14 protein-coding genes, 1 tRNA gene and 1 pseudogene are annotated in these 16,546 nt (G+C 65.9%); 14 read left to right on the top strand and 2 right to left on the bottom strand.

Features of this window, described 5'->3' with window-relative positions; genetic code table 11:
• Position 1: 1 nt before the first annotated feature.
• Positions 2 to 74: transfer RNA gene (locus tag QFZ57_RS00695), tRNA-Arg, on the bottom strand.
• Positions 75 to 157: 83 nt separating this feature from the next.
• Between QFZ57_RS00695 and QFZ57_RS00690 the strand changes: the two genes are divergently transcribed.
• Positions 158 to 928, top strand: coding sequence for a DUF998 domain-containing protein (locus QFZ57_RS00690; RefSeq protein ID WP_306632323.1), 771 nt, complete (start codon positions 158 to 160; stop codon positions 926 to 928).
• Here QFZ57_RS00690 and QFZ57_RS00685 read toward each other — a convergent pair.
• Complete coding sequence (locus tag QFZ57_RS00685) at positions 925 to 1,551, bottom strand: hypothetical protein (protein ID WP_306897216.1); 627 nt, start codon at positions 1,549 to 1,551, stop codon at positions 925 to 927. The genes QFZ57_RS00690 and QFZ57_RS00685 overlap by 4 nt on opposite strands.
• 32 nt (positions 1,552 to 1,583) lie before the next feature.
• On the opposite strand from QFZ57_RS00685, the gene QFZ57_RS00680 reads away from it, so the two are divergent.
• The 13 genes and pseudogenes from QFZ57_RS00680 (at position 1,584) to QFZ57_RS00620 (ending at position 16,543) form a co-directional block, all read left to right on the top strand.
• Positions 1,584 to 2,414, top strand: coding sequence for an inositol monophosphatase family protein (locus QFZ57_RS00680; protein WP_306897214.1), 831 nt, complete (start codon positions 1,584 to 1,586; stop codon positions 2,412 to 2,414).
• 77 nt (positions 2,415 to 2,491) lie between these two features.
• Complete coding sequence (gene pcrA / locus QFZ57_RS00675) at positions 2,492 to 5,077, top strand: DNA helicase PcrA (RefSeq protein ID WP_306897212.1); 2,586 nt, start codon at positions 2,492 to 2,494, stop codon at positions 5,075 to 5,077.
• Positions 5,078 to 5,127: 50 nt separating this feature from the next.
• Positions 5,128 to 5,805 carry a hypothetical protein gene (locus tag QFZ57_RS00670; RefSeq protein ID WP_306632589.1) on the top strand — a complete coding sequence of 226 codons (678 nt, stop codon included), beginning with the start codon at positions 5,128 to 5,130 and terminating at the stop codon, positions 5,803 to 5,805.
• Between the two features lie 224 nt (positions 5,806 to 6,029).
• Complete coding sequence (gene sucC, locus QFZ57_RS00665) at positions 6,030 to 7,199, top strand: ADP-forming succinate--CoA ligase subunit beta (RefSeq protein WP_306632319.1); 1,170 nt, start codon at positions 6,030 to 6,032, stop codon at positions 7,197 to 7,199.
• Positions 7,200 to 7,209: 10 nt separating this feature from the next.
• The gene (sucD, locus tag QFZ57_RS00660; RefSeq protein ID WP_306897209.1) at positions 7,210 to 8,112 is read left to right on the top strand and encodes a succinate--CoA ligase subunit alpha; all 903 of its coding nucleotides are present in this window, start codon (positions 7,210 to 7,212) and stop codon (positions 8,110 to 8,112) included.
• A gap of 196 nt (positions 8,113 to 8,308) precedes the next feature.
• Positions 8,309 to 9,052, top strand: coding sequence for a FadR/GntR family transcriptional regulator (locus tag QFZ57_RS00655; RefSeq protein ID WP_306897208.1), 744 nt, complete (start codon positions 8,309 to 8,311; stop codon positions 9,050 to 9,052).
• 208 nt (positions 9,053 to 9,260) lie between these two features.
• On the top strand, positions 9,261 to 10,610 hold the full coding sequence (locus QFZ57_RS00650) for an MFS transporter (RefSeq protein ID WP_306897206.1): 1,350 nt from the start codon (positions 9,261 to 9,263) through the stop codon (positions 10,608 to 10,610).
• A 9-nt stretch (positions 10,611 to 10,619) separates the two neighbouring features.
• A complete protein-coding gene (locus tag QFZ57_RS00645) occupies positions 10,620 to 11,396 on the top strand; it encodes an SDR family NAD(P)-dependent oxidoreductase (protein WP_306897203.1) in 777 nt (258 codons plus the stop codon).
• 108 nt (positions 11,397 to 11,504) lie between these two features.
• A complete protein-coding gene (locus tag QFZ57_RS00640; protein WP_306632315.1) occupies positions 11,505 to 12,194 on the top strand; it encodes a GntR family transcriptional regulator in 690 nt (229 codons plus the stop codon).
• Between the two features lie 131 nt (positions 12,195 to 12,325).
• Entirely contained in the window at positions 12,326 to 13,324 is a 999-nt protein-coding gene (locus tag QFZ57_RS00635; RefSeq protein ID WP_306632314.1) for a sugar phosphate isomerase/epimerase family protein, read from the top strand.
• 41 nt (positions 13,325 to 13,365) lie between these two features.
• Entirely contained in the window at positions 13,366 to 15,087 is a 1,722-nt protein-coding gene (gene dhaL, locus QFZ57_RS00630; protein WP_306897200.1) for a dihydroxyacetone kinase subunit DhaL, read from the top strand.
• 10 nt (positions 15,088 to 15,097) lie between these two features.
• Positions 15,098 to 15,593 (top strand): annotated as a pseudogene (locus tag QFZ57_RS00625) (ribose-5-phosphate isomerase).
• Positions 15,590 to 16,543: a 3-hydroxyacyl-CoA dehydrogenase family protein gene (locus QFZ57_RS00620; RefSeq protein ID WP_306897199.1), complete on the top strand. Its 954-nt coding sequence runs from the start codon at positions 15,590 to 15,592 to the stop codon at positions 16,541 to 16,543. Before QFZ57_RS00625 ends, QFZ57_RS00620 begins: the two are co-directional and overlap by 4 nt.
• Positions 16,544 to 16,546 lie beyond the last annotated feature (3 nt).

The raw sequence follows: 16,546 nt of genomic DNA, 5'->3' as shown, positions 1-16,546 counted from the left end.
GTGCCCTCGATTGGAATCGAACCAACGACACCGGCTTTAGGAGAGCCGTGCTCTATCCACTGAGCTACGAGGGCGGGCATCCGGTGGTTCGGCGGGGCCGGTCCGTCCGGACACGGTTACAAGCATACAAGGTGCTGGGCCGTACTACGCTCAAGGCATGAGTCCAGCCCCCACTGCCGCTCCCGCCGCCTTCATCCCGAACGTTGCATCCACCCGGCAGTACATCGGGGCCTGGGCGGTGCTCAGCGTGCTGCAGTACTTCGCTGCGGAGGCAGCCGTGGCCATGGCGTGGGCCGGTCCCCGCCCCTATGACCTGAGGACCGGGTACATCAGTGACCTGGGTGTCGTGCACTGCGGGGTCTTTTCCGGCCGGGATGTCTGCTCGCCGTTGAACTGGCTGATGAACGCCTCGTTCGTGGTCCAGGGGCTTGGGATGATGCTGGGCGCGGTGCTGCTGACCTCAGGGCTGCTGCGCGTGGCCGCCCGGCCTGGCACCCGGCTGGATTGGGGCCGCAGGGAGCCCTGGCTTGCGGCCTCCGCGGTCCGGCTGCTTACCGGGGCCGCCGGTGCCGGAACGGTTGTTGTGGGACTCGTCCCCGAGGACGTTGGATCGCCCTGGCACTACTGGGGCGCAGTCACGTACTTCCTGGCCGGGGGCTCTGCACTGCTGGTGCTCGGCCTGCTCTGGCTCCGGAAAACGGGGATGGCGTGGTTCATCCTGGCGTGCGGTGCCGTCTCCCTCGCGGCGGTGGCAACCGGCGGGCTCACCCGGATGATGGTCCCGGAGCCTGGCACGCTGGAACGGCTGATGGGTTATCCGGTAACCGTGGGGATGGCCGCCGCGGGCCTGGTGATTGCAAGCCGGGTGCACCGGCACCGGAAGCAGCTGGGGGCAGCGGCTGCAGCTGCCCGGGTGAATGCCGCCTAGCGCGCTGTCCGTTTCCGCCTGTTGAGGAACACTGCGGCTGCCCCGGCCAGGAGGCTCAGCACCAAAAGCACCCAGCCGGCAATGGTGAGGCCGGACGCCAGGGCAACCTGGCCGGCGTCGGGGCGTTCCGTGGCCATCATCGCATCAATGGCCACGTTGCCGCAGAGCCGGACCACCACGAACAGCATGGGCAAGGCCCACAGCGCCCAGCGCAGCGCTTTCCGTGCCACGTTGGTCCCAATAAGCAGCAGCCACGTGAACCCGAAGATCAGCGGGAAGAGGGTCCCCGCGGTCTTGTGGACGTAGTTCAACTGGCCCAGGGCCTCGGCGTCCATCTCACCCTGCAGCCGGCCTATGTAGCCGGCATCGAATCCGCCCACCAGCGAATCGGGCATGGCCAGGCCTTTGGTGAGCTGCGTGAGCTGGTCCAGGGTCAGCAGGTGCAGGTACCAGAACAGGAACAGGCTGGCCACCACGCCGGCAATGACGATCAGGTTGCTGTTGCCCTGCGCCTTCTCCGGGGTCCGCGCCGTGGTGGGGTTGACCACCGGTGGCAGGTGGTGCTGCGGCACAACCGCCTTGGCGCCGTGCTTCTTGATCCGCTGGGCGGGGGTTTTGGCCATGGCACCATTATCCCGCCCCATAAACTGAAGCCATGACCACTGGCCGACACAGCGCAGCTGTTCTTGACCCCTCACTGGACGACTACGAACTGGCCGCGGCGCTGGTCCGCGAAGCCGGGCAGCTGGCGCTCCTCATGCGCATGGCCGGCCTGCAGTCGGAACAAAAGACCTCCGTCTCCGACGTGGTGACCGCCGCGGACCGCGCTGCCGAGGCCTACGTGCTGGAGCAGCTGCAGCGCTGCCGGCCGGAGGACGGCATCCTGGGCGAGGAGGGCGCCTCCGTCCGGGGAACCAGCGGCCGTACCTGGGTGATCGACCCCGTGGACGGCACCTACAACTTCCTGCACGGCTCCACCTACTGGTGTTCCGCCATCGCCCTCAAAGACCGCAACGACGTGCTGCTGGGCGCCATCTTCCAGCCGGAGGAGGACAAACTGTGGCTCGGCGGCCATGACCGTCCCTCCACCCTGAACGGTGACGTGCTTGCCGCATTCAGCGACAACGGGGACAAACGCAACGCCACCAGCGTGGCCGAACTTGGGGCGGCCACCTACATCCACCCAACCTGGCTGATGGATCCCATGTGCGCCATGCCGTGGCACGCGGCGGCCACCTCCGCCGCGTCCCTTCGCATGCTGGGGTCCGGGTCCTGCGACCTGGGCCGCGTGGCCGACGGGCAGCTGGGGTGCTGGTTCCAGCACAGCTGCCCGGAGTGGGACTGGCTCCCGGGCAAGGCAATCGTGCGCGCGGCCGGCGGGGCCGTGGACACGGTCCGCGTGAACGGGCTGGAGTGGTTCATCGCAGGAGGAACGACGGCGGTGCGGGAGCTGCGTGCTGCGCTCCAGTCAGGCTCGGTGGCCTAGGGCGGTTGCCCGCCCAGGGGGAGTAATCCACAGGCTGGAAGGTGCTGTCGGTCCCACCACCTAGACTTGTAGGCACCATGGATATGTTGTTTGACCCGTACTCTGACGGACCGTTCAAGGCCGCGCCTGCCGCCACCGCCCGCACCAGGACGGGGCCGGAGGGTGCTGCCACCACGGCCGGGCCAGGCGGAATGCCCGCCGCCCACGTTGACGCGCAGCACCAGTCCGAGGGCTGGCAGAACGGCAACCAGACCCACGGCGGCCGGAACGAGGGGGAGCGGAACCGTGGGGACAGGCACGACGACGGCGGTCACCATGGCAGCCGCCGCCCGGACGCTGCCCAGCTGCTGGAGGGATTGAACCCTCAGCAGGAGGAAGCAGTCAAGCATGCGGGGTCGGCGCTGCTGATCGTTGCCGGTGCCGGGTCCGGCAAGACCCGCGTGCTCAGCAACAGGATCGCGTACCTGATCGCCACCGGCCGTGCCCACCACGGCGAGATCCTGGCCATCACCTTCACCAACAAGGCCGCCGCGGAAATGCGCGAGCGCATTGAGGCGCTGGTGGGCGGGCGGGCCAAGATCATGTGGATCTCCACGTTCCACTCCTCCTGCGTGCGGATCCTGCGGCAGGAAGCGGCCAACGTCGGCCTCAAATCCAACTTCTCAATTTACGACTCCGCTGACTCCCTGCGCCTGGTCACGCAGGTGTCCAAAGCCCTGGACCTGGACCCCAAGAAGTTCGCACCCAAGGCTATCCAGCACAAGATTTCCGCGTTGAAGAACGAGCTCATTGACGCCGATTCCTTTGCCTCGTCCGCCAATTACAACGACCCCTTCGAACAGGCCGTGGCGGACGTCTACAAGGGCTACACGCAGCGTCTGCGGCAGGCCAACGCCATGGACTTCGACGACCTCATCGCCGAAACCGTCTACATGTTCCGCGCCTTCCCCGCGCTTGCCGAGTCCTACCGCCGCCGGTTCCGCCATGTGCTGGTGGACGAATACCAGGACACCAACCACGCCCAGTACGCGCTGGTGCGGGAAATCGTGGGCGAGGGGCCCGGGGCCTCGGAACTGACCGTGGTGGGCGACTCGGACCAGTCCATCTACGCTTTCCGCGGCGCCGACATCCGGAACATCGTGGAATTCGAAAAGGACTACCCGGAAGCGCGCACCATCAAGCTGGAGCAAAACTACCGCTCCACCCAGAACATCCTGAGCGCCGCCAACTCGGTCATCTCACGGAACCCAAACCGGCCCGAAAAACGGCTGTGGACCGCGGAGGGCGAAGGCCACAAGATCATCGGCTACGTTGGCGAAAACGAGCACGACGAAGCGCAGTTCATCGCCAAGGAGATCGACCGGCTCCAGGACGAGGAGAACCTGCGCCCGGGCGACGTGGCCATCTTCTACCGGACCAACGCCCAGTCCCGCTCCATCGAAGACGTCCTGGTACGCGTGGGCCTGCCGTACAAGGTGGTGGGCGGTACCCGCTTTTACGAGCGCAAGGAAATCAAGGACGCCCTGGCGTACCTGCGCGTCCTGGTGAACCCTGACGACGACGTCAACCTCCGCCGGGTGCTGAACGAGCCCAAACGCGGCATCGGTGACCGCGCCGAAGGTGCCGTCGCCGCCCTTGCCCAGCGTGAGCGGACGTCCTTCATGGCGGCGGCACGCCGCGCCGAGCAGGCCCCCGGCATGGCCACCCGATCCGTCAATGCCGTCCTGAGCTTCGTGAAGATGCTGGACGACCTGGCCGAGGTTGCCTCCGGATCGGGAGCCGCCGCCGCACTGGAAGCCGTCCTGGAACAGACCGGCTACCTTGCCGCGCTGCGCTCCAGCACCGATCCGCAGGACGAGTCCCGCGTGGAGAACCTGGCCGAACTGGTGGCCGTGGTGCGCGAGTACGAGCAGGAAAACCCTGAGGGCAGCCTTGGCGCATTCCTGGAACAGGTGTCCCTGGTTGCCGATGCCGACCAGATCCCGGATGCACCCGGGGCGGACATTGATGCCGCCGTGGCCGAGGCCAAACGGCTGGGCGTGGTGACGCTGATGACCCTGCACACGGCCAAAGGCCTGGAATTCCCGGTGGTCTTCCTCACCGGCATGGAACACGGGCTCTTCCCGCACCAGCGCTCCGCCACCGACCCCAAGGAACTGGCCGAGGAACGCCGGCTGGCCTACGTGGGGCTCACCCGTGCCCGCAAGCGGCTGTACGTGACCCGGTCGGAGGTGCGCAGCATGTGGGGCCAGAGCCAGTACAACCCGGCCAGCCAGTTCCTGGAGGAAATCCCGGCGGAGCTCCTGGAATGGAGACGGGAAGGGGCCAGCAGGCAGGCCGGTGGCTGGAGCGGCGGCTCCATCGGGTCCGGCCGCTACAGCGGGTCCTTCTGGGGCGCCGGCACCTCCCGCGGTGCAGCAGCGGACTCCTCCGCCGGTTTCAACGCCGACGTTCCGGCCTCCATCGCAAAAAACCGGGTACAGCCGCAGAAGGAAATCATCGCCGTCAGCGTGGGGGACAAGGTCAACCACACCAGCTTCGGCAACGGAACCGTCCTGGCGCTTGAAGGGGCGGGGGACAAGACTGTGGCGAAGGTCAAATTCGACGTTGGCGAGAAGCGGCTGCTGCTTCGGTACGCGCCACTGACCAGGCTCGACGCCTAAGCCGGCCTGCGGCCGGGCATAATTGAGCCATGCGACGGACTGTATGGGGGATGCTCGCCGCCCTTTTCCTTGTCACCGCCACGGGCTGCACGGTGACCACCGAGGACCCCTCCTACATTCCGCCGGCTCCGCTGCAGCCCATGGAACAGCTGGAAAAGGCGCCGCTGGCCGACTCGAAAACATTCTCCAGCGGCACCGATGTCCTCTCCTTCATCACCGCGGACCGGACCATTGCCTGTTCGCTCACCTCCGCGCGCGGGGAACACGTGAACCTGCCCTACGGGCAGAACCGCTATAGCGATGCTGCCAACAACAAGCTGCCCATCGTTCCGGTGGCCCACTGCGAGCTCGCCACCTATCAACCGCCCCAACCCGGGGACGTCAAGGATGACTGCGCCGGAACCCACCTTGGCTACATGGGCGGGGTGGCCCTGGTGGCGCCGGACAACGCGCGCTACGGGGAATGCCGCTCCGGCGTCACATCGATGGAAGCAGCCTTCGGGCCCAAAGGGACGAAGGCTGGGCCGCTGACCCAACTTCCTGTGCTTGCGGACGGGCAGAACCTTGAACGGAACGGCCTGCGCTGTTCCGCCTACAACGGCGGCGTGGCGTGCGGAAATGCCTCCGCCGGCGTCGGATTCTTCGTTTCCCCCGAACGTTACGAACTGGTCCAGGGGCCGGCCAAAAGCAGTGCGTCCCCGCAGCCGGAGGGCCCAAAAACCCCGTAAATCCGCGGTTTTTCTACGCTCCATAGAATAGTGTGCTTACTCACATAAGAGGTAGTCTGGGACGGCCCGGTCCCTCCAAAGGACTAGAGTTCCCCATGGAGCATTACGCCGCGTGGCTCGTTTCCAGACAGGCCGCCGGTGCGTGCAATCCGCAGCCCGGTCATCGTCTTTTCGATGGTGTCCGACTGTACAGAAACTACTTCGACGTAGAAGGACACTAAACCGTGGACCTGTTTGAATACCAGGCGCGCGATATGTTCGAGGCGCACGGTGTACCCGTGCTTGCCGGCATCGTGGCGTACACCCCAGAAGAAGCAAAGGCAGCTGCCGAGAAGATCGGCGGCGTTACCGTTGTCAAGGCACAGGTCAAGGCAGGCGGCCGCGGCAAGGCCGGCGGCGTCAAGGTCGCAAAGTCCGCAGACGAGGCGTTAGAGCACGCCACCAACATCCTCGGCATGGACATCAAGGGCCACACCGTCAACAAGGTGATGATTGCCCAGGGTGCGGACATCGCCGAGGAGTACTACTTCTCCGTCCTGCTGGACCGGGCCAACCGCAACTACCTGGCCATGTGCTCGGTTGAGGGCGGCATGGAAATCGAGCAGCTCGCCGTCGAACGCCCGGAAGCGCTGGCGAAGATCGCCATCGACCCCGCCGTGGGCATCGACCAGGCCAAGGCCGACGAAATCGTCGCGGCCGCCGGCTTCGCCGAGGAACTCCGCGGCAAGGTGGCAGCCGTCATCCTCAAGCTCTGGGACGTCTTCAAGAAGGAAGACGCCACCCTGGTGGAGGTCAACCCGCTGGTCAAGACCGGCAACGGTGACATCGTGGCCCTCGACGGCAAGGTCTCCCTCGACGAGAACGCCGACTTCCGCCACCCGAAGCACGCGCAGCTTGAGGACAAGGACGCAGCAGACCCGCTTGAGGCCAAGGCAAAGGCGCAGGACCTCAACTACGTCAAGCTCGACGGCGAAGTAGGCATCATCGGCAATGGCGCCGGCCTGGTCATGTCCACGCTCGACGTCGTTGCGTACGCCGGCGAGAACCACGGCAACGTCAAGCCCGCAAACTTCCTGGATATTGGCGGCGGAGCCTCCGCTGAGGTCATGGCTGCAGGCCTGGATGTCATCCTCGGCGACGAGCAGGTCAAGTCCGTCTTCGTGAACGTCTTCGGTGGCATCACCGCGTGCGATGCTGTGGCCAAGGGCATCGTCGGCGCGCTTGCCGAGCTCGGCCACACGGCCAACAAGCCGCTGGTAGTCCGCCTCGACGGCAACAACGTCGAGGAAGGCCGCCGCATCCTGAACGAGGCCAACCACCCGCTGGTAACCCTGGCCGCCACCATGGACGAGGGCGCCGACAAGGCCGCCGAGCTCGCCAACGCAGCTAAGTAAGGGACGCACCATGTCTATCTACCTCAACAAGGACTCCAAGGTCATCGTCCAGGGCATCACCGGCGGCGAGGGCACCAAGCACACCGCCCTGATGCTCAAGGCCGGCACCAACATCGTGGGCGGCGTTAATGCCCGCAAGGCCGGCACCACAGTCCTGCACGGCGACAACGAAATCAACGTCTACGGGACCGTCAAGGAAGCCATCGCCGAAACCGGCGCCGACGTCTCCATCGTCTTCGTCCCGCCGGCATTCACTAAGAACGCCGTGGTCGAAGCCATCGAAGCCGGCATCGGCCTCGTTGTGGTCATCACCGAAGGCGTTCCCGTCCAGGACTCCGCCGAATTCTGGGCCCTGGCCCAGTCCAAGCTGGACGCCGACGGCAACCAGGTCACCCGCATCATCGGCCCGAACTGCCCCGGCATCATCACCCCCGGCGAAGCACTGGTGGGCATCACTCCGGCCAACATCACCGGCAAGGGCCCCATCGGCCTCGTTTCCAAGTCGGGCACCCTGACCTACCAGATGATGTACGAACTGCGCGACCTGGGTTTCTCCACCGCCATCGGCATCGGCGGCGACCCCGTCATCGGCACCACGCACATCGACGCCCTGGCCGCGTTCGAGGCTGATCCCGAGACCAAGGCCATCGTGATGATCGGCGAAATCGGCGGCGACGCCGAAGAGCGCGCGGCCGACTTCATCAAGGCCAACGTGACCAAGCCGGTCGTCGGTTACGTTGCCGGCTTCACGGCGCCCGAGGGCAAGACCATGGGCCACGCAGGCGCCATCGTCTCCGGTTCCGCCGGTACCGCCCAGGCCAAGAAGGAAGCCCTCGAGGCTGCCGGCGTCAAGGTCGGCAAGACGCCGTCCGAGACCGCCAAGCTGCTCCGTGAGGTCTACTCAGCGCTCTAGCAGTACTGACAGCGCGGGGTCACTCCAGGCCCGGCCCACTCGATGGGACCGGTGCGGAGTGGCCCCGCGTTCGCTGTTTAACGAACGACGGCGACCCGGCAGCAGTTGCCGACATACGGCAGTTGCCGACGGGCGTCGAGTAATGTTGGGGGAAGGAAAATCAGGGCGCCTCGGGCGCAGAGGCAGGGGAATGACGATGGCAGAGAAGCGACCCACCCTGGTCGACGCCGTCGTGGATAAGGTCCTCGAACACATCCTCAGCGGAGAAATCCAGGCCGACGACGCCCTGCCGCCGGAAGCTGATATCGCCAAGGAGTCGGGCGTCAGCAGGCTGACGGCCCGTGAGGCGATGAAAGTGCTGAAAGCGCAGGACGTGGTTTACGTGAAGCGCGGCCTGGGCACGTTCGTCAACCCGCCCGAGCGCTGGACGGGACTGGATGCCATTATGCGCGCAGCCTCCAGGGGAGTGGCCTCCGACCAGGTGGCCCTCCGTTTGCTTGAGGTGCGCCGCATGGTGGAAACCGGGGCGGCCGAACTTGCTGCGTCCCGTCATCGGCCGGCCGACCTCGCCGCACTGCAGGACAGCGTGGAGCAGATGGAAGCAGCCCACCAGGCGGGCGACGTGGACGCGTTGACCATGGCCGACATCGCCTTCCACGACACGGTCCTGCGCGCCTCCGGCAACCCGTTCGTGCCGGCCCTGCTGGGCCAGCTGTCCACCCTGCTCTACGCCATGCGCCGCGAAACCTCCGCCTTCCCGGACGTGCAACGCCACGCCATCCACCATCACAAGATGGTCCTGGCAGCCATCGCTGCCAGCGACCCGGCCACTGCCCGCTCCACCATGGACGCCCACATCACCCAGACCTTCGAGGACTACGAGCACTACCTCGCCGTGTCCAGCCGCAGCGGAGCCACGGCCCGCCAGGCGTCTGTCTAAACTTTCCCGAGTTGGGTATTTGCCTTTCTATCGGCGTGCCCACCGCTCCCGTCCGCACTTGTGTTGACGCTGCCGGCACGTGTGACTAGAATCTCATAGAGACATCAGACATCTGATATCAGTTCCCCCAAATGCCGCCAGCCAAAGGAGTCGTTATGTGCGTGCATTCCCTTTTCGAGGGTCCCCAGACCACCACCGGAGGCCTGTGATGGCCTCCCGTGCTGCTGCCCCCGCACTCAGCGAGCTGGGCCAGACCACCCTCCGCAAGGTACGCCGGAGGATCATGCCCCTGATCGTCCTGCTGTACTTCATTGCCTACCTGGACCGGAACAACGTCGGCTTCGCCAAGCTCGGCATGCAGGGGGATGTGGGTCTGACCGAGGCCGCGTACGGCCTGGGCGCCGGCATCTTCTTCCTCGGCTACGCGTTGTTGGAGATCCCCAGCAACGGCGGCATGTACCGCTATGGAGCGCGCAAGTGGATCGCCCGCATCTTGATCAGCTGGGGCATCTTCGCCACGGCCATGTTCCTGGTGAACGGTGAAACCACGTTCTACATCATCCGCTTCCTGCTCGGAGCGGCTGAAGCCGGCTTCTTCCCCGCCATCCTGTTCTACCTGACCCTGTGGTTCCCTGCCGCACAGCGGGTGAGCGTGCTGGGCATTTTCATCCTGGCCCAGCCCATCTCCAACGCCCTGGGCGCCCCGGTGTCCGGCATGCTCCTGAACCTGGAAGGCGTCGGCGGCCTGCACGGCTGGCAGTGGCTCTACATCCTTGAAGGCATTCCCGCCATCCTGTTGGGCATCATCACGCCTTTCGTCATGACTGACCGGCCCGAACACGCCAAATGGCTCAAGCCGGAAGAACGTGACTGGCTCTCCACCACCATGAGCGCTGAACTGGCCCACAAGCAGAAGGCCGGCAACCACAACTTCCTTGCGGGCCTGAAGGACCCACGCACCATCGCCTACTCGGCGCTGTACTTCGGCCTGGTCTGCGGCATATACGGCCTGGGTCTCTGGTTGCCCACCATCGTGAAGGCTCTCGGCAAGTTCGACTCAACACAGGTGGGCTTCATCGTCTTCATCCCGTACGCCATCGCAGCAGTGTTCGTCTACTTCTGGAGCAAGCGCTCGGACCGTACCGGCAACCGCGTGTGGCACGCCAGCGTCAGCATGGTGCTCGCCGCCGTCGGCCTCCTGGGCGCCGGCTTCCTGCTCCCGGTCAACGCCGTACTCGCCATGGTTTTCCTGACCCTCGCCGCCATGGGCATCTACTCCGCCATCGCACCGTTCCTTGCCATGCCCTCCGCAGCCCTCACGGGCGCCGCGGCGGCTGCGGGACTTGCCATGGTCAACTCGCTGGGCAACCTGGGCGGCTTCGTGGCGCCCTACATCGTGGGCATCCTCAAGGATGCCACCGGAAACAGCCAAAGCGGGCTGGTCTTCCTGGCCGCCTGCCTGGCCGTAACCGCCGTCGCCACCTACCTTTACGCACGCAAGCGGCCGGAAGGTGTCTCCGCCCCCGGGGTCACCGTTCCTGCTGCCGAAACCCACTAGGACGCATCAATGACTACACAGCACACCTTCCCCGCAGAGCGCACCGCGGTCCTGACCGGTGCAGCATCGGCGCGCGGCATCGGCCGCGCAACCGCCGACCGGCTGGCCAGCGAGGGCTGGTCCATCGCCATCCTGGATATCAACGATGAAGACGCCAAGGCGGCGGCTGCGAAAATCGGCGCCAACCGTGCCGTCAAGGCCATCGGCGTGGGTGCCGACGTCTCTGACGAGGCCTCGGTGGACCGCGCCATCACGGAGATTGAGCAGGCGCTTCCGCCAATCGTCGGACTGGTCAACCTCGCGGGAATCAGCTCGCCCACGCCCTTCATGGAAACTACGGTGGCGGAATGGGACAAGGTCTTTGCCATCAACATGCGCGGCACCTTCATTGTTTCCCAGCGGGTCCTCAAAGGCATGATCCAGCGCGAACTCGGGAGGATCGTCAGCATCTCCTCCATCTCAGCCCAGCGCGGCGGCGGCACCTACTCCAAAGTGGCCTACAGTGCGTCGAAAGCCGGGATCCTCGGCTTCACCCGCGCCCTGGCCCGAGAGGTGGGGGAGCACAACATCACCGTCAACGCCATCGCCCCCGGACCGATCGATACGGACATCATGGGCGGAACGCTGACGGATGAGCGCAAGGCCCAGATGTCCGAAGGAATCATGATGGGCCGGGTGGGGACCCGCGAGGAAGTGGCAGCCCTGATCGCGTTCCTGCTTGGCGGGGACGCCGGTTACATCACCGCCGCCACCTACGACATCAATGGCGGCCTGCAGGTTTCCTGACCACCGCTTCCCGCTGTGCCGTGCGGCCCACCGGCCGCACGGCACCGGGACCTCGCTGCGCCCTTCACGCTCGCGCTTCCGCGCGTTTTCCGGCTATAGGATTTCTACATGGCAACCAAGAACCAGGCCTCCGGCGGCGTCAACAGGCAGGTCCTCGCCGACCATGTCTACGAAGCGCTCTTGGTTGCATTGATGGATGGGCGGCTGGAGGCTGGCACTCCCGTCAGTATTGACGGGATGGCCCGGGAGCTGGATGTTTCCCCGACGCCCGTGCGCGAGGCCCTTGCCCGGCTCGAGGCCACGGGAATGGTCCGGAGGATGGCCCTGCGCGGTTACCGTGTGGCCCCGCTGTTCTCTCCGGAAGAGCTGGCAGACCTGATGGACGCCCGCCTGGTGATCGAACCGGCCAACGCCTTTATGGCCTGCAAGCATGTGGACCCGCAACTGACCGCGCAACTGGAGCAGGCGATCGAGGACCTGAAGGCAGCGCCGCGCGGTCCGTCCTTCGCGGAGTTCCGCGCCTACTGGGAAGCCGATGAACGTTTCCACCGACTCATCGCCGAGTCGGCGGACAATCAATTCCTGCTGTCCGCCTACAACGCGTTGGGCGGCCAAGTGCAGCGCTTCCGCTTCTTCGGCGGCCTGGGCGTGACCGACGCCGATTATGCCATCGCAGAGCACACCGAGATCCTCAAGGCCTTCGAAGCCGGCAACGCCGAGCTGGCCCGGCAAAAAATGATCGACCACATTGACGGTGTCAAGCAGCGCTCGCAGCACGACAGCGAAATCCGCAGCTAGCAGTCACACGCAGGCCGAAAAGGGCCCGCCTCTTCATCAGCCTCCGTAACGGAGGAACAAAAAGGCCCTTGACAGGACCAAGCCAAAGCGTAGATCCTATAGGAAATGCGATTCTAGAATCTGGAGTGACAATGCCGTACACCGCTGAAAACTGGCCCATCGCCGCTGCCCTGCTGCAGTTCCCGGGAACCAAGCCGGACGGCACCGCCGTCCAGGATGCCCCCGCCGGGGACTGGCAGCAGGTCTTCGAAGAAGTGGCGGACGCCGGCTTCACCAATGCCGACCTCACCGACAGCTGGGTGCGCCCCGGCGATCTCTCCAGCGCCCGGCTGGACGAATTGAAGGCCGCCGCCACCGCCGCCGGCCTTGGCCTTCCCTCCATCTCAGCCATCCGCCGCAGCGTGATCGAGGAACGCAACTGGGAGGAAAACCTGGCCTACACGCACCGCACCCTGGAAGCTGCAGCCCAGCTGGGATGCGAGGTTGTCTCGATCGGCCTGCACCAGGCCATCACCCCTGAACAGCAGAAACAGCTGTGGTTCTGGACCGTCGAAGGCCACCAGGACCCGGCAGGGGATAAGGAAACCTGGAACAACGCCGTCACCCGCATCCGCGAAGTGGGCAAGCACGCCGCCGAGCTGGGACTCCTGGTCTCGCTGGAGATGTACGAGGACACCTACCTGGGCACGGGGGACTCGTCCGTACAGCTGGTCCAGGACATCGATCTGCCCAACGTTGGGCTGAACCCTGACCTCGGCAACCTGATCCGCCTGCACCGCCCCATCGAGGACTGGCGCGAACTGGTGCACAAGACGCTGCCCTACTCCAACTACTGGCACGTCAAGAACTACTTCCGGGATGAGGACCAGGCCCGGGACCACTACGTCGCCATGCCGGCCCCCATGGAATACGGCCTCATCAGCTACCGCGAGGCCTTCCAGTTCGCCATCTCGGTGGGCTTCCAGGGCATCATCTGCACGGAGCACTACGGCGGCGACGGCCTGAGCGTCACGGCCGCCAACCAGGACTACCTGCGCCGGCAGGTCCTGCCCAAGCGCGAAGGCTACGCCCTGGGCACCAGCCTGGTGGCCCAGGGCCGGCAGGCCCCGGCAACCGTCCCTGCACGCTAGCCGGCAGGCAGCCAACCACCCGACCGGTTCGATGAGGAATCATGACAAAAATATTTGACGATCCAGCGCAGTTCGCGGACGACGCCCTTGACGGCTTCGTCGCGGCCAACCGCCAGTACGTGGCGCGGGTTGACGGCGGCGTTGTCCGTTCCACCGAAACACCACAGGGCCAAGTGGCAGTGGTCATCGGCGGCGGTTCCGGCCATTACCCCGCCTTTGCCGGCCTGGTAGGGGCCGGACTGGCCGCCGGCAGCGCGTGCGGCAACATGTTCGCTTCCCCCTCCGCCGGACAGGTTTACCGGGTGGCCAAGGCGGCCCAGACCGGCGGCGGCGTCCTCCTCAGCTACGGCAACTACGCCGGCGACGTCCTCCACTTCGGCCAGGCACAGGAAAAGCTGAACGCGGAAGGCATCGAAACCCGGACCGTGCTGGTCACGGACGACATCGCCAGCGCGCCCCTCGACGAGATCGGCAAGCGCCGCGGCATCGCCGGAGACCTCACGGTCTTCAAAGTGGCCGGGGCAGCAGCAGAGGCCGGGCTGGACCTGGACGAGGTGGAGCGCCTTGCCATCAAGGCCAACCACCACACCCGCTCGCTCGGCGTCGCCTTCGCCGGCTGCACCCTCCCCGGCGCAGCGGAACCCCTGTTTACCGTGCCGGAAGGCATGATGTCAGTGGGACTGGGCATCCACGGCGAACCCGGTATCTCCGAGCAGCCCCTGCCCAGCGCCAGCGAACTGGCACAGCTGCTGGTGGACGGGCTGCTGAAGGACAAACCGGAAACCGCGGGCCGCAGGGTGGTGCCCATCCTCAATGGCCTGGGAACGGTTAAGTACGATGAACTCTTCCTGCTGTTCGGCAAGGTCGAGGCGCTGCTGACCGCTGCCGGCCTGGAAATCGTCGAGCCGGAGTGCGGTGAACTGGTTACCAGCCTGGACATGTCCGGACTGTCCCTGACCCTGTTCTGGCTGGACGCGGAACTTGAAAAGTTCTGGGCGGCGCCCGCTGACACCCCCGCCTTCCGCAAAGGCAACCTCGCCCCGCGCCGTGCGCGATCCATCACGTCCCTCGCCGAGGCGGAAACGACGCCGGCGCTGGCCGCCACCCCCGCCTCCACTGCCCTGGCTGCCACGGCCGTGGACGCGCTGAAGGTGGCGCGCGCCGTCGTCGTCGAACATGAGGAGGCACTGGGGAAGCTGGACGCCATCGCCGGGGACGGCGACCACGGCATCGGCATGCGGCGCGGTGTGGACGCTGCCGTTGCCGCCGCTGAAAAGTCCCACGCCGAAGGTGCCGGCCTGGAGGAAGTCCTCACGGCTGCAGGGGAGCAGTGGGCCGAGCGCGCCGGCGGTACCTCCGGCGCTCTTTGGGGCGCGGCCGTCACCGCCGTCGGCAGGACCCTCGGCAGCAAGGACGCCTATTCCGCGGCCGACGCAGCGGCGGCGGTCAACGCCCTCCGCGACGCCATCATCACCCTGGGCAAGGCCGAGGCGGGAGACAAGACCATGGTGGACGCGCTCCTTCCGTTCGCTGACACCTTCAGCAAAGCACTTGACGACGGCGGCAGCCTGGCCAGCAGCCTTGCTGCAGCTGCGGAGGCCGCAGCACAGGCCGCCGACGCCACGGCCGCACTGAGCCCCAAGAAGGGCCGCGCCCGGCCCTTGGCCGAAAAGAGCCTGGGGCACCCGGATCCCGGCGCAGTGTCGTTCGGCCTCATCGCCCGCAGGGTGGCGGACTACGCAGCCACCATCGAAAGCCACTAAGGAGAACCACATGACCGAGAACACCCAGCCAGGCTGGCGCATCGTCGTCGGCAATGACGAAGCCGGTGTCGAATACAAGAACGCCCTGCGCGAACTGCTGGAGGCGGACCCCCGCGTTGCCTCGGTGGAGGACGTAGGAGTCGGCGCCGACGACACCACCGCCTACCCGCACCTGGCCGTCGCGGCTGCCCGCAAAGTGGCGTCCGGGGAAGCGGACCGTGCCCTGCTCATTTGCGGAACCGGCCTCGGCGTGGCTATTTCGGCCAACAAGGTACCGGGCATCCGGGCTGTCACCGCCCACGACAGCTACTCGGTGGAACGCTCCGTGCTGTCCAACAACGCCCAGGTGCTGACCTTGGGGCCAGCGCGTTATCGGCCTGGAACTGGCCAAGAAACTCGTGAGCGAGTGGCTGGACCACCGCTTCGATGAAAATTCCGCATCCGCGGCCAAAGTAGACGCCATCTCCTCCTACGAGGACGCGTCGGAAGGACTTGAGGACAAATGACCACTCGCAACATCGCTGTCGTCGGATCAGGCTACATGGGCGGCGGGATCGCCCAGGTCCTGGCACTAGCCGGGGCCCGCGTCGCACTCGCCGACGTCTCCGCCGAAATCGCCCAAAGCAACTACGAGCGGCTGCTGAAGGAATCCGACGAGTTCGTGGCGGCCGGCCTGTTCCCTGCCAACGCCACCGACCTGCTCAAGGAAAACCTCTGGCCGGCCAAGGACATTGAAGAAGCCGTGGCGGATGCCGAGTACATCGAGGAGGCGGTCCCTGAGGTCCTGGAGATCAAGCACGCCACCCTGGGCCGAATCAGCGCAGCCGCCCGCCCCGACGCCATCATCGGCTCCAACACCTCCACCATTTCCATCGCCAAACTGGCCGAAGTGGTGGAAAATCCGGAGCGCTTCCTGGGCGTCCACTTCTCCAATCCGGCACCGTTCATCCCGGGTGTTGAAGTCATCCCGCACGCGGGAACCTCGGACGCCACCGTCCAGGCCGCCCGCACCATCGTGGGGGAGACAGGCAAGGAAACCGCCACCGTCAAAGATGTCACCGGCTTCGTCCTGAACCGGCTGCAGTACGCGCTCTTCCACGAGGCCGCACAGGTGGTGGAGGAGGGCATCGCCACCGCGGAGGACGTGGACACCATGGTCCGCACCACCTTCGGCTTCCGGCTTCCGTTCTTCGGACCGTTCGCCATCGCGGACATGGCCGGCCTGGACGTCTACGCCTTCTGCTACAAATCCCTGCAGACCGGCTTCCCGGAGCGCTTCGCCACCCCGCGCATTTTGCAGGAAAAGGTCGACGCCGGCCAGCTCGGCACCAAGACCGGCTCCGGTTTCCTTGACGTCCCCGCCGAGCGGACGGCCGAGCTGGTGGCGTACCGGAACAAGGCATACGTCGCCATGCAAAAGCTCATCGAAGAGCTGGGCCCTGCCCCGCTGTCCTAGTTC

The sequence above is a fragment of the Arthrobacter sp. B1I2 genome (genome assembly GCF_030816485.1).
GTDB lineage: Bacteria > Actinomycetota > Actinomycetes > Actinomycetales > Micrococcaceae > Arthrobacter.
The sequence above is the reverse complement of the archived record's forward strand: the minus strand, read 5'-3'. Positions and strand labels throughout refer to the sequence as shown.